At 73.8% G+C, this 22122-nt stretch carries 17 protein-coding genes; 10 read left to right on the plus strand and 7 right to left on the minus strand.

The genetic code is table 11. The annotated features are described in order from the left end of the window. Window positions 1–230: 230 nt before the first annotated feature. Window positions 231–2342, minus strand: a complete 2112-nt coding sequence (locus ACIRQY_RS15860) for an FtsX-like permease family protein (RefSeq protein WP_403925771.1) — start codon at window positions 2340–2342, stop codon at window positions 231–233. Beyond that, a complete protein-coding gene (locus ACIRQY_RS15865) occupies window positions 2336–3121 on the minus strand; it encodes an ABC transporter ATP-binding protein (RefSeq protein ID WP_403925920.1) in 786 nt (261 codons plus the stop codon). Before ACIRQY_RS15865 ends, ACIRQY_RS15860 begins: the two co-directional genes overlap by 7 nt. A gap of 702 nt (window positions 3122–3823) precedes the next feature. Between ACIRQY_RS15865 and ACIRQY_RS15870 the strand changes: the two genes are divergently transcribed. From ACIRQY_RS15870 to ACIRQY_RS15880, 3 genes are all read left to right on the plus strand, one after another. Then, on the plus strand, window positions 3824–4954 hold the full coding sequence (locus tag ACIRQY_RS15870; protein WP_403925774.1) for a DUF2786 domain-containing protein: 1131 nt from the start codon (window positions 3824–3826) through the stop codon (window positions 4952–4954). Between the two features lie 501 nt (window positions 4955–5455). Beyond that, the gene (locus tag ACIRQY_RS15875; protein ID WP_403925777.1) at window positions 5456–7738 is read left to right on the plus strand and encodes an FUSC family protein; all 2283 of its coding nucleotides are present in this window, start codon (window positions 5456–5458) and stop codon (window positions 7736–7738) included. Window positions 7739–8173: 435 nt separating this feature from the next. Continuing rightward, a complete protein-coding gene (locus ACIRQY_RS15880; protein ID WP_173861569.1) occupies window positions 8174–8386 on the plus strand; it encodes a DUF397 domain-containing protein in 213 nt (70 codons plus the stop codon). Between the two features lie 127 nt (window positions 8387–8513). On the opposite strand, the gene ACIRQY_RS15885 is transcribed toward ACIRQY_RS15880, so the two are convergent. Beyond that, the gene (locus ACIRQY_RS15885) at window positions 8514–9011 is read right to left on the minus strand and encodes an ATP-binding protein (protein ID WP_351785855.1); all 498 of its coding nucleotides are present in this window, start codon (window positions 9009–9011) and stop codon (window positions 8514–8516) included. 328 nt (window positions 9012–9339) lie between these two features. Here ACIRQY_RS15885 and ACIRQY_RS15890 point away from each other — a divergent pair, with 328 nt between their 5' ends. From ACIRQY_RS15890 to ACIRQY_RS15915, 6 genes are all read left to right on the plus strand, one after another. Continuing rightward, window positions 9340–10212, plus strand: a complete 873-nt coding sequence (locus ACIRQY_RS15890; RefSeq protein ID WP_351785852.1) for a helix-turn-helix transcriptional regulator — start codon at window positions 9340–9342, stop codon at window positions 10210–10212. Window positions 10213–10296: 84 nt separating this feature from the next. Further along, entirely contained in the window at window positions 10297–11754 is a 1458-nt protein-coding gene (locus tag ACIRQY_RS15895; protein ID WP_403925781.1) for an aldehyde dehydrogenase family protein, read from the plus strand. A gap of 205 nt (window positions 11755–11959) precedes the next feature. Continuing rightward, window positions 11960–12499, plus strand: a complete 540-nt coding sequence (locus tag ACIRQY_RS15900; protein ID WP_403925923.1) for a DinB family protein — start codon at window positions 11960–11962, stop codon at window positions 12497–12499. Between the two features lie 63 nt (window positions 12500–12562). Beyond that, window positions 12563–13192, plus strand: a complete 630-nt coding sequence (locus tag ACIRQY_RS15905) for a PadR family transcriptional regulator (protein WP_403925784.1) — start codon at window positions 12563–12565, stop codon at window positions 13190–13192. A 360-nt stretch (window positions 13193–13552) separates the two neighbouring features. Next, window positions 13553–14515, plus strand: a complete 963-nt coding sequence (locus ACIRQY_RS15910) for an ATP-binding cassette domain-containing protein (RefSeq protein WP_403925786.1) — start codon at window positions 13553–13555, stop codon at window positions 14513–14515. Next, window positions 14512–15276, plus strand: coding sequence for an ABC transporter permease (locus tag ACIRQY_RS15915; protein ID WP_403925789.1), 765 nt, complete (start codon window positions 14512–14514; stop codon window positions 15274–15276). The genes ACIRQY_RS15910 and ACIRQY_RS15915 overlap by 4 nt, the downstream gene beginning before the upstream one ends. A gap of 56 nt (window positions 15277–15332) precedes the next feature. Here the strand turns inward: ACIRQY_RS15915 and ACIRQY_RS15920 are convergent, their stop codons facing one another. From ACIRQY_RS15920 to ACIRQY_RS15930, 3 genes are all read right to left on the minus strand, one after another. Then, window positions 15333–16751: a glutamate decarboxylase gene (locus ACIRQY_RS15920; RefSeq protein ID WP_351785840.1), complete on the minus strand. Its 1419-nt coding sequence runs from the start codon at window positions 16749–16751 to the stop codon at window positions 15333–15335. A gap of 33 nt (window positions 16752–16784) precedes the next feature. Next, window positions 16785–18092, minus strand: a complete 1308-nt coding sequence (locus tag ACIRQY_RS15925; RefSeq protein WP_403925792.1) for an ion channel protein — start codon at window positions 18090–18092, stop codon at window positions 16785–16787. A 1020-nt stretch (window positions 18093–19112) separates the two neighbouring features. After that, window positions 19113–19481 (minus strand): YbjQ family protein, encoded by a 369-nt coding sequence (locus ACIRQY_RS15930; protein ID WP_351786055.1) that lies wholly within the window; start codon window positions 19479–19481, stop codon window positions 19113–19115. Window positions 19482–19630: 149 nt separating this feature from the next. On the opposite strand from ACIRQY_RS15930, the gene ACIRQY_RS15935 reads away from it, so the two are divergent. After that, complete coding sequence (locus tag ACIRQY_RS15935; RefSeq protein WP_403925795.1) at window positions 19631–20350, plus strand: DedA family protein; 720 nt, start codon at window positions 19631–19633, stop codon at window positions 20348–20350. 45 nt (window positions 20351–20395) lie between these two features. On the opposite strand, the gene ACIRQY_RS15940 is transcribed toward ACIRQY_RS15935, so the two are convergent. Continuing rightward, window positions 20396–22066, minus strand: coding sequence for a threonine/serine exporter ThrE family protein (locus ACIRQY_RS15940; RefSeq protein WP_403925798.1), 1671 nt, complete (start codon window positions 22064–22066; stop codon window positions 20396–20398). Window positions 22067–22122 lie beyond the last annotated feature (56 nt).

Consider the following 22122-nt stretch of genomic DNA (forward strand, 5'->3'; position numbering starts at 1 on the left):
GACACAGGCACGGCCACGGCCACGGGTACGGCCACGGGTACGTGTACGGGCACGGGACGGTGGGGCGAGGAGTTGCCAGGCTGTCCGTGCCCGTACGGGATTCCCGGCGGGTCCCGCCGCATCCGCATCCGCATCCGCATCCGCAGGTGCGGGTGCGGGGCGGGTGGGTGGACGGGGCGGTGACCCGGCTCCGACCCCGGTCGCCGCCCCGTCCGTCCCACCATCGCCGTTCAGCGCGCCGCCCGCCACGCGGGAAGGGCCGACGCGACGACCGCGACCGTCGCGCAGACGCCCGCCGTGCCGCCGACCGCGCCCCACGGCAGGACCAGGGCGACGGGGGCGGCGAGCGCGGCGAGCCCCGCCGCCAGGGTGCCGAGCACGAGCCCCGCCACCAGCAGGCCGAGCAGCGCCCCGATCGCCACGGAGAGCACCGCCTCGCCCGTCACCACCCGCAGGACCTGGCTCCGGGTCGCCCCCGCGAGCCGCAGCGCGGCCAGTTCCGGACCGCGCACGGAGGTCGCCATCAGCAGGGTGTTGGCGAGGCCGATCACCGTGTACACGAGGGCGATCCCCAGGAGCAGGAGCATCCCGAGCCGGTTCCGGGGGTTCCCGCCCGCCGGGCCGCCGCCCGCCCACGCGTCGGCGCTCGCCACGGTGCCGCCGCTCGCCGCGAGGGCCCGCACCGTGGCCGTACCGCCGCCCCGGGCCTCGATCAGGTCGGGTGCGGAGCCGGGGGCGTTCGCCCGGGTCACGTACGGCCCGTTGTCGCCGGTGCCCCGCGCGAGGACGGCCACCACCCGGAGCCGAACCGGACCCGTCCCGTCCGCCCGCCAGACCTCGACGGTCCCGCCCACCCGGCGCCGCTCGAACTCCTCGTTCACGACGATCGAGCGGTCGTCGAGGTCGCGCGGGTCCCCGGCGACCACCGGCAGTCGGGCCAGCGCGGCGAACGCCGCCGGGTCGGAGACCGCCCGCGCCCCGTACTTCACCACCGCCTCCGCCCCGTCCCGTACGAACACCGACGTGGGCCCGGTGGCCGACACGACCGCTCCCGGCGGCGCGGTGACCGGCCGCAGGTCCTCCCCGGTCACGACGTGCTCCGCCGTCGTCCGCCCCCGCGCCTCGACCTCCTTCGCGCGCGTGACGCTCTCCGCCGAGCCGAGGAGGGTCCCGGCGAGCGCGACGGTCACCAGGACGGGCGCGGCGACGGCGGCGGTCCTGCGGACCGAGGCCGCACTGTTCTCCCGTACCAGGGTCCCCACCGCTCCCCGCAGCCGCAGCAGCCGCGCGGCGGGCCGGACCAGGAGCGGCGAGAGCAGGGCGACTCCGGTGATCAGGAGCATCGGGAGGGTCGTGTACGTCTTCCGCTTGAGCAGCGCGGAAGGGTCCGTGGCGTACGTCCAGACGAGCAGCCCCAGACCGGTCAGGAGCAGGCCCGCGCCCATCACGAGCCGACCGGGCGGCAGGGCGTCGGCGTCCACGTCCGCCGCGCGGAGCGCCGCCGCGGGGCCCGTCCGCCCGGCCCTGCGGGACGCGGCCACCGCCCCCGCGAACGCCACCGTCACCCCGGTCCAGAAGGCCGTGTGGAAGGGCCAGGCCGCCCCGCCCGCCGTGAACCACTCCGGGGCCAGTCCGGTGCCGACGAGGGTCCGCGCCAGCAGGGGCGCGCCCACGGCGCCGAGCGCGCACCCGGCGGCGGAGGCGAGCACGCCGAGCACCGCAGCCTCGGTGAGGAGCAGTCGGCGGAGCTGCCCGGGAGTGGCCCCGGCGGTCCTCAGCAGGCCGAACTCGCGGCGCCGCAGCGCCACCGAGAAGGCGAAGGTGGAGGCGACGACGAAGACCGCGACGAAGGCGGTGACGCCGCCGGAGGTGCCGAGGAGCGTGCCGAGCGCGACCAGCGCCTCGGCGTCCCGGGCGGAGCCGGGGTCGGCGCGCCCGCGTCCGTCGCCGGTGAGGACCCGCGCGCGATCGCCGACGAGAGCGCGGACGGCGGGCGCGGGGGCGTCCACGCCGACGGCGTCCGGGCCGCCGGAGACGGTGACGGTCCAGCGGGCCCGCAGTTCCCGGAGCACTTCCCCGTCCACAGGCTGTGGACGGTCGAGCGGCCTGGCCAGGGGCGCGGTCATGCGTCCGCGCCGCACGTCGAGGACCAGGTGGGACCGCCCCTGTACGACGACGGGTGCGGAGGCGAACCGTTCCGGCGGGCGTTCGGGCGCCCGGAAGGTGGCGGCGAGGCCGAGTCCGGTGGCCGTCAGGAGCCCCACGCCGAGGACGAGCGCGACGAACCCGCCGAGGAGGGAGGCCCAGCGGAGCCGGAGCCCGGAGAGTACGACGGTCAGCATCCCGGACCCGCCGCCTGTGCGCGGGTGCTCGCGGGGGTGCCCGTTCCTGTTTCCGGTCCCGCCCCTGTTCCTGTTCCCGGTCCCGCCCCTGTTTCTGTTCTCGCGCTCGTACGTGTTCCCGTCCCCTTTCCTGTACGTGTACGCGTCGTCGTTTCTCCTCCGGCGCTCGCGCCCGTCTCCAGGGCCGCCATCCGGGCCGCCACCGACTCGGCCGTCGGGGAGGGGAGTTCACCCGCGACGCGGCCGTCGACCAGGAAGACCACGCGGTCCGCGCGTGCCGCCGCCACCGGGTCGTGCGTCACCATGACGATCGTCTGGCCCTCGCGGTCGACCAGTTCCCGCAGCATGTCCAGGACTTCGCGGCTCGTCGTCGAGTCCAGTGCGCCGGTCGGCTCGTCACCGAAGAGGACGGCCGGACGGGTGATCAGCGCGCGGGCGAGCGCGACCCGTTGCTGCTGGCCTCCGGAGAGCTCCCCGGGCCGGTGCCGTTCCCGGCCCGCGAGCCCGACGCGCCCGAGCGCCTCCCGGACCCGCGCGCGGGACGGGCGGCGGCCCGCGAGCCGCAGGGGGAGCGCCACGTTCTGTGCGGCGGTCAGGGAGGGGAGCAGGTTGAAGGACTGGAAGACGAAGCCGATCAGCTCCCGCCGGAGCAGGGTCAGCCGCCGCTCGCCCAGCCCTTCGAGGGCGACGCCGCCGACTTCCACCCGCCCGGCGGTGGGCCGGTCGAGCCCGGCGGCGCACTGGAGCAGCGTGGACTTGCCGGAGCCGGAGGGGCCCATGACGGCCGTGAACGTCCCGGCGGCGAAGTCGAGGTCCACGCCGTCGAGGGCGCGGACGGTGCCGTGGTGCCGGGCCAGCCCCCGGAGCCGTACGGCGACGGGCGCGGGTCCGGTGCAGGGGTCGGGCGCGGTGCCGGGGTCGGGCGCGGTGCCGAGCGTGGTGCCGGTGCTGGGGTCGGGGCCGGGTGCGGTGCCCGCGTCGGGCCGGGTGGCGGGGGAGGGGCGGCGGACTGTCGAGGTCATGCCTTCAGCGAACCGTTTCCGTCGCCGTCGATCACGACCACTGGCGGGCGTCCGGAGGGTGGGCCTGGCCCTACCCTCCCGCGCCCCTGCGCCGGGGCGGGCTGAGACCATCGGTGAGCGCGGACCGGTCGCGGGCCGCCGCCTCCCCCGTACGGCCCTCAGGCGGCCGTGACCGGGCAAGCCGCTGGGGCGAGGCAGGTCGGTGGGACCAGGTGAGTGAGGAGGCCCGGACGTATCGGCGACATCGGACGGACACGGGCGGGGCCGGGTGCGCCAGCTGGACGGGTGAGACTGGCAGGACCATGGGGGTCAGTGGGATCCACAGGACCATGGGGCCCACGGGGTCAGTGGGACCAGTGGGGTCAGTGACACCAGCAGGACCCGGCGCATCGGCGGGCCCCGCGCGGACCCGCCGATGCGCCGGGTATCACGAGGAAACGGAACGGACGCGAGGACGGCGTGAGCACCACCATCGACAAGGCCTTCGAGGCGCTGTACGCGAGCGACGACGCGACGCTCGACGCGGCCGCGTCCCTGCTGGCGGCCGACCCGGCCGCCGACGCGGAACTCGCCCGGCGCGGTGAGGCGTTCGTCCGCACCCTGTGGGAGCGCGGCTGGCAGCCCGCGGACCTCGTCCGACCGGTCCGGCGGGACCTCGCGGACGAGCACCTGCGGGTCCTCGCCGCCCTCGTACGGTCCGAGACCGCCCGCTACCCGACGCTCCCGTACCGCTGGCGGGCGCAGCTCGACGAACTGGAACCGGACCGGACCGCCGGGCGCCCGGCGGACCGTTTCTCGTACGCGACGAACGTCCTGGAGCTGTACCGCCTGCTGGTCCGGCTGCCGCGCCTCGACGCCGTCGGCCCGGTGCCGGGCGAGAAGCTGCCGCCCGCCGCCGCCGGGGAGCCCCGGATGCTCACCCGCATCCGGGCGCTGCTCGCCAAGGCGGAGGCCACGGGGTACCCGGAGGAGGCGGAGGCGCTCACGGCCAAGGCGCAGGAGCTGATGGCGCGGCACAGCCTCGACGAGGCGAGCCTCGCGGCGGGCGCGCCGTCGCCGGAGACGCCGGGCGCGCTCCGGATCGGGGTGGAACCGCCGTACGAGCAGGCGAAGGCGATCCTGCTGGACGCGGTGGCGACGGCGAACCACTGCCGGGCGGTGTGGAACGAGGCGTACGGCTTCTCGACCGTCGTCGGCTTCGAGGCGGACCTCGACCCGGTGGAGCTGCTCTACACGTCGCTGCTCGTGCAGGGCACGTCCGCGATGACCCGGGCGGAGGCCGAGCAGCGGGCCGGGGGACGCAAGCGCACGAAGTCGTTCCGGCAGTCGTTCCTCCTGGCGTACGCGAACCGGCTCGGCACCCGGCTCTCGGCGACGTCCCGCCGGGTCGCCGCCGAGGCCCCGACGCTCCTCCCGGCCCTCGCCTCCCGGGACCTGGCGGTCACCGCCCGCACGGACGAACTGTTCCCGGAGACGCGCTCGACGCGGGTACGGGCGGCCTGGGACGAGGAGGGCTGGACCCACGGCGCCTCGGCGGCGGACCGCGCGGGCCTCGCCCCGGGCCGGAAGCGGGTACGGGGGGCGGAATAGGCGCGGTGTGCGGCCGGGCCCGGCCGCACACCGGACCGCTCCTGCGCCGGACCGCTCCTGCGCCGGACCGCTCCTGCGCCGGACCCGTCTGCTCCGCGCCGGACCCGTCGGCCCCGGGCCGGACGCACACCGGGCCGAGCCGCACACCAGGCTGAGCCGCACACCAGGCCGGGGTGCACACCAGGCCGGGCGGGCCCGGCGCGGGCCCGGCGCGAGACCGCCCGGCCCCGCCCCGTCGGCCGCCGTCCCGGCGCCGCCCACCCCACCCCACCCTGCCCGGCTCCTCCCCTCTCTCCGTACCGCTTCGGCCGGGGCGCAACCGCCCTCCGGTCCGGCCCGGGTCCGTTCCCCGTACGGCCCCAGTCGGGGCGCGCCCTTCCGTTCCGGATACACGCCCCGGCCAGGGCGTGCCCCCTCCACCCCGGCCCCCGGGGGCCTCAACCCGCCTCCACCACTCAGTGAAATGCCCGGTTCATGCTGGATGCCCGATACGCTCGGGCCATGAGCTGGCTCCGGGCGTTGAAGGAGACCGCCCGCTCCGGACTCACCATCGAGCGGCGGCGGCTCGATCCCGTCGTCGCGGGCCGGGCCGCCCTCGGGCTCGCCCTGGTCGTCGGCTTCTCGCTCGCGCTCTTCGGCCCCGCCGTCGCCGCGGCCTCCGCCTTCGGCGCCTTCCAGGCGGCCATCGCCACCTTCCAGCGGTCCTGGCGGCCCCGCCCCACCCTCGCCCTCGCCTCCGGCGCCAGCCTCGCCGTCTCCACCTTCATCGGCTACCTCACCGGCGCCCACGAGGGTTTCTTCCTCGCCCTGCTGCTGCTCTGGACCTTCCTCTCGGGCCTCGCCTGGGCCGCCGGGCCCACCGCGGGCATCATCGCCTCCTCCAACGTGGCGATCATGCTGGTCACGGTCACCCTCCCCACTTCGGTCGCGGCGGCCGCGGGCCACGCCGTGATGATCTTCACGGGCGGTGTCGTGCAGGCGGCCCTGGTCGTCCTCCTGCCCGTGCGCCCCTGGGGCGCCCAGCGGGACGCCCTCGCGGACGCGCTGGCCGCCGAGGCGGACTACGCCCGTCGGCTGCGGCACGACCCGGTCGCGCCGTTCGACCCCCTGCCGCTCATGACGGCCCGCAGCGCGGCGGCGGTCACCCCGGGCCAGGCCCGCCGCCGCCCGGTGGAGCTGCACGGTGCGCGGGGCCTCGCGGAACGCATTCGTCCGGTCCTCGCCTCCCTCGCCGACCCGGCGGTCGGGGTGCCGGAGGAGGGCCCGGAACGCGCGCGCGTGCGGGAGCTGCTCGCGGCGGCGGGCACCGTACTGGACGCCGCCGCGCACGCGATCCGGCACGGCGAACCGGTCGATCTGCCCCCGTCCGCCGTCGAGGCGCTCCGTGCCCGGGACAGCGGCGCGGTCCTCACCGGCCCCTCGCGCCGCGCGGCCGTCCGCCTGATGGCCCTCCTCGGCGACGTCGTCGAGACGGCCGAGCCCAGGACGGAGACGTCCGGCCCCCGCGGGGAGGCGCCCGGCCCGGAGAGGAAGGCGTCTGGAGAAGGGGCTGGAGAAGGTTCCGGAAAAGGGTCCGGAGACGCGTCCGGTCCACGGACGGGCCCATCCGGCCCCCCGGCCGAGACCTCCGGCCCCCGGCCCGCGCCCCCGGGCGCGTCGTCGACGCCCCCCGCCACGCGGAAGGAACCCCCCACCAAGGAGTCCCCCGCCAAGGAACCCCCCGCCCCCGTCGTCCGTGCCCGTCCCACCCTCCTGCGCCTCGCGCCGATCGTCCTCGCGAAGGTCCGCGCCGAACTGCGCCGTGACTCGCCCGTCCTGCGGCACGCCGTCCGGGTCTCGGCGGTGACGGCCGCCGGGTACCTGCTGGGCTCCGCGCTGCCGCTCGGGCACGGCTACTGGGCGCCGATGGCCTCGGTGATGGTGATGCGCCCGGACTTCTCGCAGACCTACGCCCGCTCGGTGGCGCGCTTCGGCGGCACCCTGATCGGGGTCGGACTGGCGACGGCGGTGGTGCAGACGGCGCACCCGGACGTCTACCTGTCGGCCGGACTCGCGGTGCTGTGCGCCTTCTCGATGTACCTGCTGATGCGCACGGGGTACGCGGCGGGCCAGGTCTTCGTCGCCGCGTACGTCGTGTTCCTGCTCGGCATGGAGGGCGCGGGGCTGACCCAGACGGTACGGGACCGGGTGACGCTGACGCTGCTCGGCGGGCTCCTCGCGATGCTGGCGTACGCCGTCTACCCCGCCTGGGAGACGCCCCGGCTGCGCGGCAGGCTCGCGGACTGGCTGGCGTCGGTCGGGCGGTACGCGTCGGTCGTCGTCGCGCGGTACGCCGAACCGGCGGCGGGCGCGGACGGGCCCGATGTGCGCCAGGCGCTCCTGGACACCCGCGCGGCCCGGGTCGCCTGGCAGGAGGCGGTGGAGCGGGCGACCCACGAGCCGGTGCGGCACCGGGGGCTCTCGCACGCGGCGACGGAGCAGGCCGACCACGCGCTCGCGGAGCTGGGACGGGTCGCGATGCTTCTGGAGGCGCACGTTCCGGAGCGTGGCGCACCGCCCGTACCGGGCGCGGCCGTCCTCGCGGAGGCCCTGCACCGGGCGACGGAGCGGGGAGCGAAGGCGGTGCGGGAGCGCCGGGTGCCGCAGTGGGAGGAACTGCGGGAGACGGTGGACGCCTGGGAGGCCGAGCCCCCGGACCACTTCCTGCTGCGCAAGGGGGCGGTGCTGCTCCTGGAGGTGCTGGACGAGCTGACGACGGCCCTGATGGAATCCCGCCGCCGCTGACGCCCCACGCCGCAAGGCCGCAGGCCCGCAGGCCCGCAGGTCCACCGGCTTACCGATCACCGCCCCGCCGCCTCGCCGCCCCGCCGGTCCACCAACCCCACCAACCCCACCGGCCCTGGCGACCCCACCCGTCCCACCCACCCCACCACCCCACCCGCCCCGCCGCCCGGCCCCCGCCCGACCGCCGGGGACCCTGCCGACTCCCCTGCCGGGCCCCCGCGCCCGGCGCCGTAGGGTGAGTCCGGTGGTGGCGGGCCCAGAGCGGCTTACCGGGGGGTAGCACGCTGAGTCGCGTAGCCGCTACGCCACCCCGCGTGCACGTGCATCTGCTCATGCAGCCGCATGTGAACACAGCTATGATCCGGGGAAGTTGACACGTGCACCAAGCAATTCGGGGAGCTACCAGTGCATCATGCGCATCACGCGTACAACGGCATGGCGGCCACGGAGCTGCGCGGTGTCGTGTGGCAGAAGAGCAGGCACAGCAACTCCCAGGGGTCCTGCGTGGAGTTCGCCAAGCTCCCCGGGGGGAACGTCGCCGTCCGCAACTCGCGGCACCCAGAGGGGCCCGCGCTCGTCTACACGCCCGCGGAGATCGAGGCACTCCTGCTGGGCGTCAAGGACGGGGAGTTCGACCACCTGGTCTGAGGACGGCACGGACATACGGACAAGGGGAAGGGCCCGCGCATCCCGCGCGGGCCCTTCCCCTTATCCGTATCCGCCTATTGGTATCCGCGCACGTCCGGGCATCTCCACCCGGCGGCGGCGCTCCCCGCTACTCCGGACCGATCCGGAACAGCGCCCACACCACCTTGCCCCGCAGTGTCCCGGCGAGCGGGTGCCAGCCCCAGCTGTCGCTGAACGAGTCGACCAGGAAGAGTCCGCGCCCCGACTCCGCCGCGAAGTCCTCCTCGCCCCGGCGTGCCTCCGGGCTCTCCTGGCTCGGGTCGCGCACGGCGCACACGAGACGTGAGGACCAGCGCATCAGATGCAGTCTGACCGGTGGGTTCTGGCCGTCCTCGGGACAGCCCTCACCGGGCACCGCGTGGCGCAGCGCGTTGGTGACGAGTTCGGAGACGACCAGGGCGACGTCGTCGAAGCGCTCCGACAGCTCCCAGCGGTCCAGGGTCGCGCTGGTGAACTTCCGTGCCCCGCGCACGGCTTCGTACCGTGCGGGCAGGGCGCATGAGGCGGAGGTGGAGACGGCGCCGGGATCGATCGGCGGAAGGCCCTGCCGTAGCGGCTCGAGCACGGTCGATCCATTCGTCCCCATGCGAGGCACTCCCGGGAATCGCGACTGTGGTGCGACAACACGACAACACGAACGAGTACGCGGCTGCGCGGGCTCCATGGTTCCGAATGCGCCCACTGGATGCAAGGGCAGATGCACGTGCACGCGCCTGACCTGTCCATCCGCGCGCCTAATCTGTGCATAAGTCGTCCCCTGCCGGAGCGGAACTTTTCGGGATCCGCACCCGCCGCACGCGCGGATGCCCGGAACTCGCCGTCTTTCCGTAATCGAATGTGTACGCGCTGAAGCGTTTGGTGGCAGAATCCGGGGCTCGACGGGGGCTCGACACCGTAAGGGGAGGCTGGGAGCCGTGACCGCAGGCGAATCGGGCGGAGCGAGCGGGAGTGTGGTGCGCCGCATCCTGCTGGGCTCCCAGCTGAGGCGGCTGCGCGAGTCGCGCGGGATCACCCGCGAGGCGGCCGGCTACTCGATCCGCGCATCCGAATCCAAGATCAGCCGGATGGAGTTGGGACGGGTGAGCTTCAAGGCACGGGACGTCGAAGACCTCCTCACGCTCTACGGGGTCGGGGACGAGGCCGAGCGCGGCTCGCTCCTCGGGCTCGCCCGCGAGGCCAATGTGGCGGGCTGGTGGCACAGCTTCGGCGACGTCCTGCCGGGCTGGTTCCAGACGTACATCGGTCTGGAGGGAGCCGCCTCCCTCATCAGCGTCTACGAAGTGCAGTTCGTGCACGGCCTGTTGCAGACCGAGGCGTACGCGCAGGCGGTCGTCACCCGGGGGATGCCGGGCGCCCCCGCCGCCGAGATCGACCGGCGGGTCGCCCTCCGCGTCGAACGCCAGAAGGTCCTGGTCTCCGAGCGCGCCCCGCAGTTCCACGCCGTCCTCGACGAGGCCGCGCTGCGCCGCCCGTACGGTGACCGGGCCGTCATGCAGGGCCAGTTGAGGCATCTGATCGAGATCTCCGAGCACCCAGGAGTCACCCTCCAGGTCATGCCCTTCAGCTACGGCGGGCACGCGGGCGAGAGCGGCGCCTTCACCATGCTGAGCTTCCCCGAGTCCGACCTCTCCGACATCGTCTATCTGGAGCAGCTCACCAGCGCCCTCTACCTCGACAAGCGCGAGGAGGTCGCCCAGTACCGGCGCGTCATGGAGCGGCTCAGGGAGGACGGGCCGGATCCGGCCGAAAGCCGCGACATCCTACGGGGCCTCCTTCAACTCTCCTGACACATCAGTACGATGACGTGACATCAGTTCAGGCGTCACTTCTGTCGGCGCGCAGAGGTAGAGCGGGTAGAGGGGTCTCGATCCATGTCGCACTTCACCGACCTGGCCCACCAGTACATCGACGGCGAGTGGAAGCCCGGCAGCGGCTCGTGGGACATCATCGACTTCAACCCCTACACGGGGGAGAAGCTCGCGTCGATCACCATCGCGACCGCCGGTGAGGTGGACCTCGCCTACCGCGCCGCCGAGCGCGCCCAGGCCACGTGGGCGGAGACCAACCCGTACACCCGCAGGCTGGTCTTCGAGCGGGCGCTGCGGATCGTCGAGGACCGCGAGGCGGAGATCTCCGAGACGATCGTCGCCGAGCTCGGCGGCACCCGTCTCAAGGCGGCCTTCGAGCTGCACCTCGCCAAGGAGTTCCTCCGCGAGGCCGTCCAGCTCGCGCTGCGCCCCGAGGGCCGCATCCTGCCCTCCCCGGTGGACGGCAAGGAGAACCGCGTCTACCGCGTCCCGGTCGGCGTCGTCGGTGTCATCTCGCCCTTCAACTTCCCCTTCCTCCTCTCGATCAAGTCGGTCGCGCCCGCGCTCGCCCTCGGCAACGCGGTCGTCCTCAAGCCGCACCAGAACACCCCGATCTGCGGCGGCACCCTCGTCGCCAAGGTCCTGGAGGAGGCCGGTCTGCCGGCCGGGCTGCTGAACGTCGTCGTCACCGACATCGCCGAGATCGGCGACGCGCTCCTGACCCACCCGGTCCCGAAGGTCATCTCCTTCACCGGCTCCGACCGGGTCGGCCGGCACGTCGCCACGGTCTGCGCGCAGAACTTCAAGCAGGCCGTCCTCGAACTCGGCGGCAACAGCGCCCTGATCGTCCTCGACGACGCCGACGTCGACTACGCCGTGGACGCGGCCGTCTTCAGCCGCTTCGTCCACCAGGGCCAGGTCTGCATGGCCGCGAACCGGGTCCTGGTCGACCGGAGCGTGGAGACGGAGTTCACCGAGAAGTTCGTCGCCAAGGTGAAGACCCTGAGCGTCGGCGACCCGGCGGACCCGGCCACCCACATCGGCCCCCTCATCAACTCCCAGCAGGCGGAGGCGGTCTCCTCGCTGGTCGACCAGGCGGTGGCCGCCGGGGCGACCGCACTGCTGCACGGCACGGTGGACGGCAACCTCGTCTCCCCCTCCGTCCTCACCGGCTTCGCCCCCGACTCCCCCCTCCTCGGCCAGGAGATCTTCGGCCCGGTGGCCCTGATCATCCCGTTCGACGGCGAGGAGGAGGCGGTGCGGATCGCCAACGACACGCCGTACGGGCTCAGCGGCGCCGTCCACACCGGGGACGTCGAGCGGGGGGTGCGGATCGCCAAGCGCATCCACACCGGGATGATCCACATCAATGACGGGACCGTCCACGACGAGCCGATCGTGCCCTTCGGCGGTGAGAAGCGCTCCGGCATCGGGCGGCTCAACGGCGAGTCGATGGTGGAGGCCTTCACCACCCAGAAGTGGATCTCCATCCAGCACGGCCGCAGCCGCTTCCCCTTCTGACCCACTTCTGACCTGGTTCTGACCCCCTTCTGACCCGCTTCTGACCCGCGCGGACGCGGGTCGTCACGCGCGCGGACGCCCCGGGGCGCGCCGACGTCCACTGACACGCGGAAGGAGCCCCGTCCCGCCTTGCGGACCGTAGCTGTCCGCAAGGTTCCGTAGCGTGAGGGGTGTCGAGAAGGTCCACGGACGGAAGGCGGACATCATGGTGGCACTCGTGCCCACGGAGGCCCACGGCGACGAGCGCGGCGCGCTCCTCAACTTCATCGAGGCCCAGCGCGCCGCGATCCGGCGTGCCGCGCACGGCCTCACCGAGGAGCAGGCGGCGAGCCGCCCCAGCGCCAGCGAGCTGAGCCTCTCCGGGCTCCTCAAGCACGTCGCCGAGGTCGAACTGAACTGGCTCCGGCTGGCCCAGGAGAGGCCCAACGAACGGCAGCGCACCCAGGAGACCTGGGGCGACGCCTTCCGGCTCGTCGAGGACGAGACGATCCCCGCCGTCCTCGACTTCTGGGCGGGCGTGGCGAAGGAGACCGAGGAGTTCGTGCGGTCCGTGCCCAGCCTCGACGACACCTTCCCGCTGCCCAAGGCCCCCTGGTTCCCCGAGGACGGCCGGGTGTCGGTCCGCTGGATGCTGCTGCACCTGGTGCAGGAGGGCGCCCGGCACGCCGGGCACGCGGACATCGTCCGCGAGTCCCTGGACGGCCGGACCTCCTTCGAGCTGATCGCGGCGGAACAGGGGCGCTGACCCCGCCCGCGTACCCCCTCCGCGTACCCTGGTCGGATCGGAATCGACGGGGAGGTACGCGGGATGTCGGCGATCCGGCTGCTCGTCCTGGGCGCGGTCAGACAGCACGGCCGGGCCCACGGCTACCAGGTGCGCAACGACCTGGAGTACTGGGGCGCGCACGAGTGGTCCCACGCCAAGCCGGGCTCGATCTACCACGCGCTGAAGCAGATGGCGAAGCAGGAGCTGCTGCACGCGCACGAGGTGGCGCCGAGCGCGGTCGGCGGGCCGCCGCGCGTCGAGTACGAGCTGACGGAGTCCGGCGAGCGGGAGTACTTCGCGCTGCTGCGCGAGGCGCTGACCACGTACGACCAGAAGATGGACGTCATGTCGGCGGCCATCGGCTTCATGGTGGACCTGCCCCGCGAGGAGGCCGTCGAGCTGCTGCGCCGCCGGGTGCGGGCGCTCGACGAGTGGCGGACGGCGGTCACGGAGTACTACACGCCGGACGGCGGCCCCGGGCAGCTCGGGCACATCGGCGAGATCATGCACATGTGGGTCCACTCGGCCGACGCGGGCAAGGAGTGGACGCTCGGGCTGATCGAACGGGTCGAGGCGGGAGCGTACGTCTTCGCCGGTGAGGGGGACCCGTTCGTGGGCGTCCTCGCCGAGGGCGAGGAGAACCCCTACGCGGACGGCAACCCGGCCCCGTAAGGGATGAACCCCTACGCGGACGGCGACCCGGCCCCGTAGACGGCGACCCGGCCCCGTAAGGGATCCGCCCTGTAGCGGACCCGGCCCGGCAAGGGCCCTGACCCACAGGGGGTCTCGGCCCGGCAAGGCCCCCGACGCATGAAGGACCGTGGCCCGGCAAGGGCCCCGGTACCGGCCCCGCGAGAAGACCGGCGGGAGCCCGCCCACCTGCCGGGGCCGAAGACGCCCCGGCCACGACGGGCGACGACAGGGACGAGCAACCCCCCATCTAATCAAGTTTGACTAACTCCATCGGAGGGCATATCTTGCTCCGTCGGTGGGGGGTGGTCAAGTTTGACTACCCATATTCGGAGGAGTCATATGACGGCGGACGCGATCCTCGTGGAGGGCGCGCGCAAGCGGTACGGAGACAAGGACGCCCTGGCCGGGCTCGACCTGACGGTCGGACGCGGCACCGTCCACGGTCTGCTCGGCCCCAACGGAGCGGGCAAGACCACGACGGTCCGCATCCTGGCCACCCTGCTCCGGCACGACGAGGGCCTGGTGCGGGTCGCGGGCCACGACGTACGGACCGGGGCCAGGGAGGTGCGGCGGCGGATCGGCCTCCTCGGCCAGCACGCGGCCCTCGACGAGGAACTGGGCGGCCGGCAGAACCTGGAGATGTTCGGCAGGCTCCACCACCTCGGCGCCCGCCGCGCCGGAGTCAGGGCCGACGAACTCCTCGACCGCTTCGGCCTCGCCGACACCGGCCGCAAGCCGGTCCGGCAGTACAGCGGCGGTATGCGGCGACGGCTCGACCTCGCCGCCTCACTGATCACCGACCCCGAGATCCTCTTCCTCGACGAGCCGACCACCGGCCTCGACCCGCGCGGCCGCGCCGAGGTCTGGGACTCCGTCCGCTCCCTCGTCGGCGCGGGCACGACCGTGCTGCTCACCACCCAGTACCTGGAGGAGGCCGACCGGCTCGCGGACCGGATCTCCGTCGTGGACCGGGGCCGGGTCGTCGCCGACGGCACGCCCGACGCCCTGAAGGCACGGGCGGGCGCGGACCGCGTCGACGTGGTCGTACGGGACGCGGCACGGCTCGACGAAGCCGCCGGGCTGCTGCCCGCGCCGCGCGCCGAGGTGACCGTGGACGCCGACCGGCGGCTGCTCAGCGTGCCCGTGACCGACCGGATGGCCTCGCTCGCCGAGACCGTGCGGGCGCTGGGGGCCGCCGGGATCGAGGCGGAGGACATCGCCCTGCGGCGCCCGACGCTCGACGAGGTCTTCCTGAAGCTGACGGACCGGGGCGCCCCGGAGGAGCGGGAGGTGGCGGTATGAGCGCCGCGTACGTGGTCGGGGACTGCTGGACGATGACCCGCCGGGAACTGGCGCACTGGGCGCGCCAGCCGGTGCAGGTCCTCGTGGGGCTGGTGTTCCCGGTGATGATGCTGCTGATGTTCGGCTTCCTGGTCGGCGGCGGGCGGGGCGTCGACGGCGACTACGTCGACTTCCTGGTGCCGGGGATGCTCACCCTGACCATGGTGTTCGGACTCGAAGGCACCATGACGGCGGTGGTGCGGGACCTGGACAAGGGGGTCGTCGACCGGTTCCGGTCGCTGCCGATGGCGGACGGCGCGGTCCTGGTGGGCCGGGCGGCGGCCGACATGCTCCAGTCGACGGTGGGGCTCCTGGTCCTCGTGGGGGTCGGGCACGCGATCGGCTGGCGGACCGGAGGCGGGTTCGGGAGCACCCTGGGGGCGCTGGGGCTGCTGCTCCTGCTGCGGTTCGCGATGCTGTGGATAGGGATCTTCCTGGCCCTGGCCGCGGGGCGGGCCGAACTGGTGCAGGCGGTGCAGATCCTGGTGTGGCCGGTGGGGTTCCTCTCCAACGCGTTCGCGGCGCCGGAGTCGATGCCGGACTGGCTCGGTACGTTCGTGGAGTGGAACCCGATGTCGGCGACGGCGACGGCGGTCCGCGACCTCTTCGGGAGTCCGGGCGGCGAACCGGGGCACGTCATGGCGGCGGTGCTGTGGCCGCTGGCACTGCTGCTTGTCTTCTTCCCGCTGGCGGTGCGGAAGTTCGGCGCGCTCGGGAGGTAGCGTCCGGCGGGGTGGCGCCTGGCGGGGTGGTGCCCGCCGGGTCCGTGCGGCCGGGCTCAGTGGTGGAAGGAGGTCGCGGCCTTCTTGTCGTGGGTGAAGGGGCGTTCCTGGGCGCGGAGTTCGGGCAGGATGCGCCCGAGGTCCTCGATGAGCAGCCCGGCGAGGTCGGCGGAGAAGCCGTTGCGGCAGACCACCCGGAGGACGGACAGGTCCTCGCGATGGGCGGGGAAGGTGTACGCGGGGACGAGCCAGCCCCGTTCGCGCAGCCGCCGCGACACGTCGAAGACGTCGAAGGCGGTGACGTCGGGCGTGGTGGTGAAGGCGAAGACGGGCAGCTGGTCGCCCCGGGTGAGGAGCCGGAAGTCGCCCATCGCCTCGATGCGTTCGGCGAGGCCCCGGGCGATGTCCCGGGAGGTCTGCTGGACCGCCCGGTAGCCCTCCCGGCCGAGCCGCAGGAAGTTGTAGTACTGCGCGACGACCTGGGCGCCCGGCCGGGAGAAGTTGAGCGCGAAGGTCGGCATGTCGCCGCCGAGGTAGTTGACGCGGAAGACGAGTTCCTCGGGGAGTTCGGCGGGGGAGCGCCACAGGGCCCAGCCGACGCCCGGGTAGACCAGGCCGTACTTGTGGCCGGAGGTGTTGATCGAGGCGACCCGGGGGAGCCGGAAGTCCCAGACGAGTTCCTCGTCGAGGAAGGGGGCGATCATGGCGCCGGAGGCGCCGTCGACGTGCACGGGGACGTCGACGCCGGTACGGTCGCGCAGCTCGTCGAGGGCGGCGCAGATCTCGGCGACGGGTTCGTAGGAGCCGTCGAAGGTGGAGCCGAGGACGGCGACGACGCCGATGGTGTTCTCGTCGCAGAGCGCGGCGGCGGAGGCGGCGTCGAGGTGGTAGCGGTCGCCCTCCATGGGGACGATCCGGGGTTCGACCTCCCAGAAGTTGCAGAACTTCTCCCAGCAGACCTGGACGTTGACGCCCATCACCAGGTTGGGGCGGGCGCTGCCCGGGTAGCGGTCGGCGTTCCGTCGGGACCAGCGGCGCTTGAGGGCCATCCCGGCGAGCATGCAGGCCTCGCTGGAGCCGGTGGTGGAGCAGCCGACGGCGGTGGCCGGGTCCGGCGCGTTCCACAGGTGGGCGAGCATGGCGACGCAGCGGCGCTCCAGTTCGGCGGTGCGCGGGTACTCGTCCTTGTCGATCATGTTCTTGTCCCGGCACTCGCCCATCAGGACCCCGGCCTGGGGCTCCATCCAGGTGGTGACGAAGGTGGCGAGGTTGAGCCGGGCGTTGCCGTCGAGCATCAGCTCGTCGTGGACGAGCTGGTAGGCGCTCATCGGGGGCAGCGGGCCGTCGGGCATCCGGTGGCGCGGTGGGGCCTGGGCCATGCCGCCGACCGGATTGGCCTCGCCGAAGAAGGGGTTGAGCGCGAGCCGGCGTTCGGGCTCGGGCGGTGAGGCGGCGGGACCCTGGTGGAGCGGCACGGGGGACTCCTTCGGTACGGGACGGGCGCGGGATCAGTGCAGGGACTTGCCCTGGGTGTCGAGCTCCAGCTGGGGGCGGCCGGTGACCAGCAGCCAGGCGGGGAGCGAGGCCAGGCAGAGCAGGGTGAGGGTGGCGGGGGAGGCGACGAGCACGGCGGCGGTGAAGAGGCTGATCCAGCCCTGCCGGGTGGTGGCCAGGAGGATGCCGAGGACGCCGGAGGAGACGGCGACCGCCGGGTGCACCTCGGGGACGAGGGCCTGGCAGAACAGGCCGAAGGCGGCGCCGATGAAGACGGCGGGGAAGATCCGGCCGCCCCGGAAGCCGCAGGAGGAGGCGACGAGGAGGGCGAGCAGTTTGACGGCGGCCAGCTTGGCCAGCTCGCCGGAGGACCAGCCGCCGATGGAGGAGGTCAGCTCCTTGACCTCGGACAGGCCCTTGAAGAGCGTCAGATGGCCGCCGAGGGCGCCCAGGAGGCCCAGGACGAGGCCGCCGGCGGGGAGCATCAGCATCGGGTGCCGCAGCCGGGTGAAGGCGCTGTGGACGTGGGGGAAGAGGTAGCAGGCCGCGAGGCCGAAGAGGGCGGCGGCGGAGGCGATGACCAGGGAGCCGAGGAGATCGGTCCAGCCGGGATCGGTGAGCGGCGGGAGCCCCAGGTCGAAGCTGGGCTCGGCGAGGAGCTGGGTGGTCATCGCGCCCGCGCCCGCGGCGAGCAGCGGGGCGAACAGCCGGTCCCAGAGCGAGCCGGGCCCCGGCTGGCCGGTGAGCGCCTCGGAGATGACGAGGGCGGCGGCGACCGGGGTGCCGAAGAGGGCGCCGATGGTGGCGGCGGAGGCGAGGGCGACCCAGGCGGCGCCGGGCACGGTGGGCGCGGCCCTGCGGCCGAGCCAGTAGGCGAGGGCGATGTTGGTGGCGATGATCGGGTTCTCGGGGCCGAGGCTGACGCCACCGGCGAGGGCGAGGGCGCTGGCGAGCAGCAGCCCGGGGACGACGGCGGGGGCGAGCGGTGGCCCGCCGAGGCCCATGGCGGCGGGATCGGGGCCCGCGTGTCCGGGCACCTTCCAGACGACGAGGCCCACGGCGACGCCGGTGGCGGTGAGCATGGCGATGATCCAGAGGGAGGAGTAGCCGCCGATGCCGAGGGCGTCGGGCAGGTCGTTCCAGAGGACGTGCTGGAGCTCCTCCGAGAGGTAGCTGATCGCCAGGAACAGCAGGCTGGCGCCGATGCCGACCACGAGCGCGGGCAGGACCTGCGGGAGCAGGGTCCGCAGCGGGGTGACGCCGTCGGAGCCCGCCGGACCGGAAGGACCGGCGGGCACGGGCGAAACATGATCAGAAGCCACGGGCTCACCATAAAGGCGCATATGAGACTCAACACCCTGAAACGGCCCCGAGAGCGGCGGCTCGCCCCTCCGGAGCGGGACCGGGGAGCGGCGGCCCGCCACCCCGAGGCCCTGACCGCGGCGGGCGGCCCACCACCCCGAAGCCGGACCACGGGCATACGGGCGACGGGCCCCCGCCGCCCCCGGCATCCCCACGCCCCCCGGCACCCACCCGGGGCGCGCCCACCCCCCGAAACGCCCCGGCCCACAGCCCGGCAGGCACAACGCGGGGGCCCGGGGCGCGCGGGCCCGGTCCTCGGCGGGCGGACGGCCGGTCTCCGGGGGACTCCCGGGAGGATTCCCGGCGGGCGAGGTGGCCCGGTGGCCCGGTGGCCCGGTGGCCGTACGGACAGGACGGGCCGGGGGTCGCCGTACGCCCGGCAAGGCCGCCGTCCGGGCACGGGACACCGTCCGGGCGCGGGTCATCGTACGGAGCGCGGCCGGGTCGGCCGTACGGGTGCGTCCGTACCCCACCCGGCCACTCGGGCCCGAGGCCTGATGTCTGAGTCCCGAGCCCGGCGGTCCGCTGCCCCGGGGCAGGCGGCCCGCCCCGGCCCCGGAGATCCGGCCCGCTCAGGGCCGCCGCCCCGGAACCGGCCGCCGCCCCGGAACCGGCCGCCGCCCCGGAACCGGCTGCCACCCGGAACCGGCTGCCACCCGGAACCGGCTGCCACCCGGAACCGGCTGCCACCCGGAACCGGCTGCCACCCGGAACCGGCCGCCACCCCGGAACCGGCCGGGCCCCCGGAACCGGAATCCGGACCAAGTGGCTCCGACCGGCACCGCCCACGCCCCAGGAGCGCGCCTCCCACCGGAGGGGAACCCCGGCCCCGGACCGTCGACCGGCTCGTGATCCCGGACCGGCCGGACGCCCGAGGTCCGGACCGCAGGACAGAAGATCCCAGTTCAAAGCCCATCAGGCCTCGACTGGCCCCGTCACGGCACCCGCCGAGCCCCGTCAGGCGCCCCGCGCGGGGGCGCTCAGGCGCGGGGCGCGATCACGACTGCGGTGCCGTACGCGCACACCTCCGTGCCCACGTCGGCCGCCTCGGTGACGTCGAAACGGAACATCAGGACGGCGTTCGCACCCCGTGCCCGCGCCTGTTCCACCAGGCGTTCCATCGCCTGGTTGCGGGTCTGCACCAGGGTCTTGGTCAGACCCTTCAGCTCGCCGCCGATCATCGACTTCAGCCCCGCGCCGATCTGACTGCCCAGATGGCGGGAGCGGACGGTGAGCCCGAAGACCTCACCGATCACCTGCCGCACCTCGTATCCCGGCACGTCGTTCGTCGTCACGACCAGCACGTCGGGCTGCGGCCCCTGGCCGCCTCCGTACTCCTCGATGCCCATCGGCATACACCTCCTGAACCCCAAGACTCGCGGCCCCGGGCCCCGTCCGCATCCCCTGGCGCCCGGGTGGAACCGGGTGCGCCCGGCCCGCGTTGGTAACTTGGAGCCAGCCGTCCCCGCCCCCACCGACCGCAGGAGCCCGGAAGCCCGTGAACACGCTTGCCCTCGGACCGAGCTGGCTGGACCCCGACTATCTGATCGGGACCTTCGGTCTGTACGGAGTCCTCGCCATCGTCTTCGCCGAGTCCGGACTCCTCATCGGGTTCTTCCTGCCCGGCGACTCGCTGCTCTTCACCACCGGCCTCCTCGTCACCACCGGGAAGATCGACACCCCGCTGTGGCTGGTCTGCACCATGATCGTGGCCGCCGCGATCATAGGAGACCAGGTCGGCTACCTCTTCGGCCGCAAGGTCGGACCCGCCCTCTTCAAGCGCCCCGACTCCAAGCTGTTCAAGCAGGAGAACGTCGAGAAGGCGCACCTGTTCTTCGAGAAGCACGGCCCGAAGTCGCTGGTCCTGGCCCGTTTCGTGCCCATCGTGCGGACGTTCACGCCGATCATCGCGGGCGTCAGCCGGATGAACTACCGCTCGTTCATCACGTTCAACATCATCGGCGGTGTCCTCTGGGGCGCGGGCGTCACCATCCTCGGCGCCGCCCTCGGCAAGATCGACTTCGTGCACAAGCACATCGAGATGATCCTCATCGCGATCGTCCTGATCTCCGTGGTCCCGATCGTGATCGAGGTCCTCCGGGCCCGCTCCCAGTCGAAGAAGGCCCGCGCGGCGGGCGACCACGACGCTCCCGGCACGCCCGGCGCCCCGGACCAGTCGCCCCCGGGGCCCTCCCGGGGCCGCCACGCCAAGCGCTGACCCCTTCCCCCGCCCCTCCCGGGCGAGGGGCCCGGACCGAGGGCCTCAGAAGCCCCTGGTCCGCTTCGCCGCCCGGCGCGCCGCGGCCGCGCCGGGCGCCTGCATGAACAGCCGCGCCAGCTCGCCTCCCAGGTTCACCCCGATCGCGATCGCGAGGGCCAGCGCCGCCGCCTTCGCCAGCGACGTGAAGCCCTGGTCCAGATTGTTCTGCGCGATGGCGAGCACCCCGAAGTACGTCGCCGAACCCGGCAGCAGCGGCCCGATCGCCGCCGTCACGTAGGGCAGCGACGAGGTGTGCTTGTACCGGGCGATCAACTGCCCGAAGAGCCCCACGAGCCCAGCCGCCACCGACGTCGCCATCACCGCCGAGCCCTGCGCCGTCACCGCGATCGACGCGTACACCACCCACGCCACCCCGCCGTTCAGCGTCGCGAACAGCACCGTCGCCCGCGACTGCTGCAACAGGATCGCGAAGGTCGCGCACAGCACCATCGACGCCAGGGTCTGCGTCACCGGACGCTCCACCGCCCGCAGCGCCCCCTCCGGATTCAGCTGCGCGTCGAACTGCACCGCCACGTACAGCACGGAGAGCACGCCCACCACGATCGCCACGAAGAAGTAGGCGACCTCCAGGAGCCGCGCCGAGGCCGTGATGTAGAAACCGGTCAGCCCGTCGTGCACCGCCGCCACCAGCGCCCGCCCCGGGATCAGCGCGAACAGACCACCGGTGATCACCGCCGAGGGCCGCAGATCCGCGTGCAGCAGCGTCAGCAGCACCCCCATCGCCGCCGGGGGCATCGCCGCCACCAGGAACTGGTAGAACTCCGGCAGCCCCCGCCCCGCGCACAGCCACGCCAGCCGGTCACCCAGCACGGCGCCCAGCGCCGCCACGAAGAACACCGTCGGCCCGCCGCCCAGCAGCACCGACGCCGCACCCGCGAGCACGCCCGCCGCCGCCGTCAGCACCCACCCCGGATACGGATGCCGGTTCCGCCGGATCTCCGCGAGCCGCCGGTACGCCTCCTCGGGCGTCACCTCGTGCGCCCGCGCGTGGATGTCCGCCAGCAGCGTGTACACCGCGGCGAGCCGCGTGTAGTCCGTCCCCCGGCGCCGCACCGTCCGGTTCGCCGTGATCGGATCGTCCACCAGCGAGGGCTGGTACGTCACCGACAACAACGTGAACGTCACCGTCGGCTCGACCCGGTCGAGCCCGTACGAACGGCAGATCACGAACATCGCCGTCTCGACGTCCTCCGCGCCCTCACCGCCCGCGAGCAGCAGCTCCCCGATGCGCAGCGTCAGGTCGAGCACCCGGGGCACCGAAGGACCCGACTCGTCCTCCTTGCGCGGCGCCTCCGGCACCGGCCGGTCCCCCACCGGCAGCCGCAGCATCGTCCGCATCCGGTCCTGCCAGGGCGCGTCCTGTGACATCCGCACCAGCGGAACCGCGTACGCGGGCGTGAACACCGGCGGCGAGTTCCGCGCCGAGTACGTGGCGGGCGTCGCGAACGCCGAGCCCTCCTGCTCCGGCGGCGGCTCCGGCGTCATCCCCGGCGGCAGGGCGAACTCGGACGTCGGGTGCTCCTCCTCCGGGGGCGGGGGCGGCTCCACCCCGGCGGGCGCCACGAACGCGCTCCGCGCCTCGTCCGACTGCGGCTTGCGGTCCTCCGGAGCCCCGTCCGGACCGAGCTCAGAACCGTCCGGCTCCGCCACCACACCGACCGCCTCACTCCCCAGGGAACCGTGGCTTCCAGTATGAGCATGAGACGGAC

The organism is Streptomyces sp. NPDC101490, from assembly GCF_044767145.1.
Lineage (GTDB): Bacteria > Actinomycetota > Actinomycetes > Streptomycetales > Streptomycetaceae > Streptomyces.

Bases quoted from the DNA above. Each gene is read 5' to 3' on its own strand.
- ACIRQY_RS15860 (WP_403925771.1), bottom strand. From the start codon at position 2,342: ATGCTGACCGTCGTACTCTCCGGGCTCCGGCTCCGCTGGGCCTCCCTC.
- ACIRQY_RS15865 (WP_403925920.1), bottom strand. From the start codon at position 3,121: ATGGGCCCCTCCGGCTCCGGCAAGTCCACGCTGCTCCAGTGCGCCGCC.
- ACIRQY_RS15915 (WP_403925789.1), top strand. From the start codon at position 14,512: ATGAGCGCCGCGTACGTGGTCGGGGACTGCTGGACGATGACCCGCCGG.
- ACIRQY_RS15875 (WP_403925777.1), top strand. From the start codon at position 5,456: ATGAGCTGGCTCCGGGCGTTGAAGGAGACCGCCCGCTCCGGACTCACC.
- ACIRQY_RS15900 (WP_403925923.1), top strand. From the start codon at position 11,960: ATGGTGGCACTCGTGCCCACGGAGGCCCACGGCGACGAGCGCGGCGCG.
- ACIRQY_RS15910 (WP_403925786.1), top strand. From the start codon at position 13,553: ATGACGGCGGACGCGATCCTCGTGGAGGGCGCGCGCAAGCGGTACGGA.
- ACIRQY_RS15880 (WP_173861569.1), top strand. From the start codon at position 8,174: ATGGCGGCCACGGAGCTGCGCGGTGTCGTGTGGCAGAAGAGCAGGCAC.
- ACIRQY_RS15905 (WP_403925784.1), top strand. From the start codon at position 12,563: ATGTCGGCGATCCGGCTGCTCGTCCTGGGCGCGGTCAGACAGCACGGC.
- ACIRQY_RS15930 (WP_351786055.1), bottom strand. From the start codon at position 19,481: ATGGGCATCGAGGAGTACGGAGGCGGCCAGGGGCCGCAGCCCGACGTG.
- ACIRQY_RS15885 (WP_351785855.1), bottom strand. From the start codon at position 9,011: ATGGGGACGAATGGATCGACCGTGCTCGAGCCGCTACGGCAGGGCCTT.
- ACIRQY_RS15895 (WP_403925781.1), top strand. From the start codon at position 10,297: ATGTCGCACTTCACCGACCTGGCCCACCAGTACATCGACGGCGAGTGG.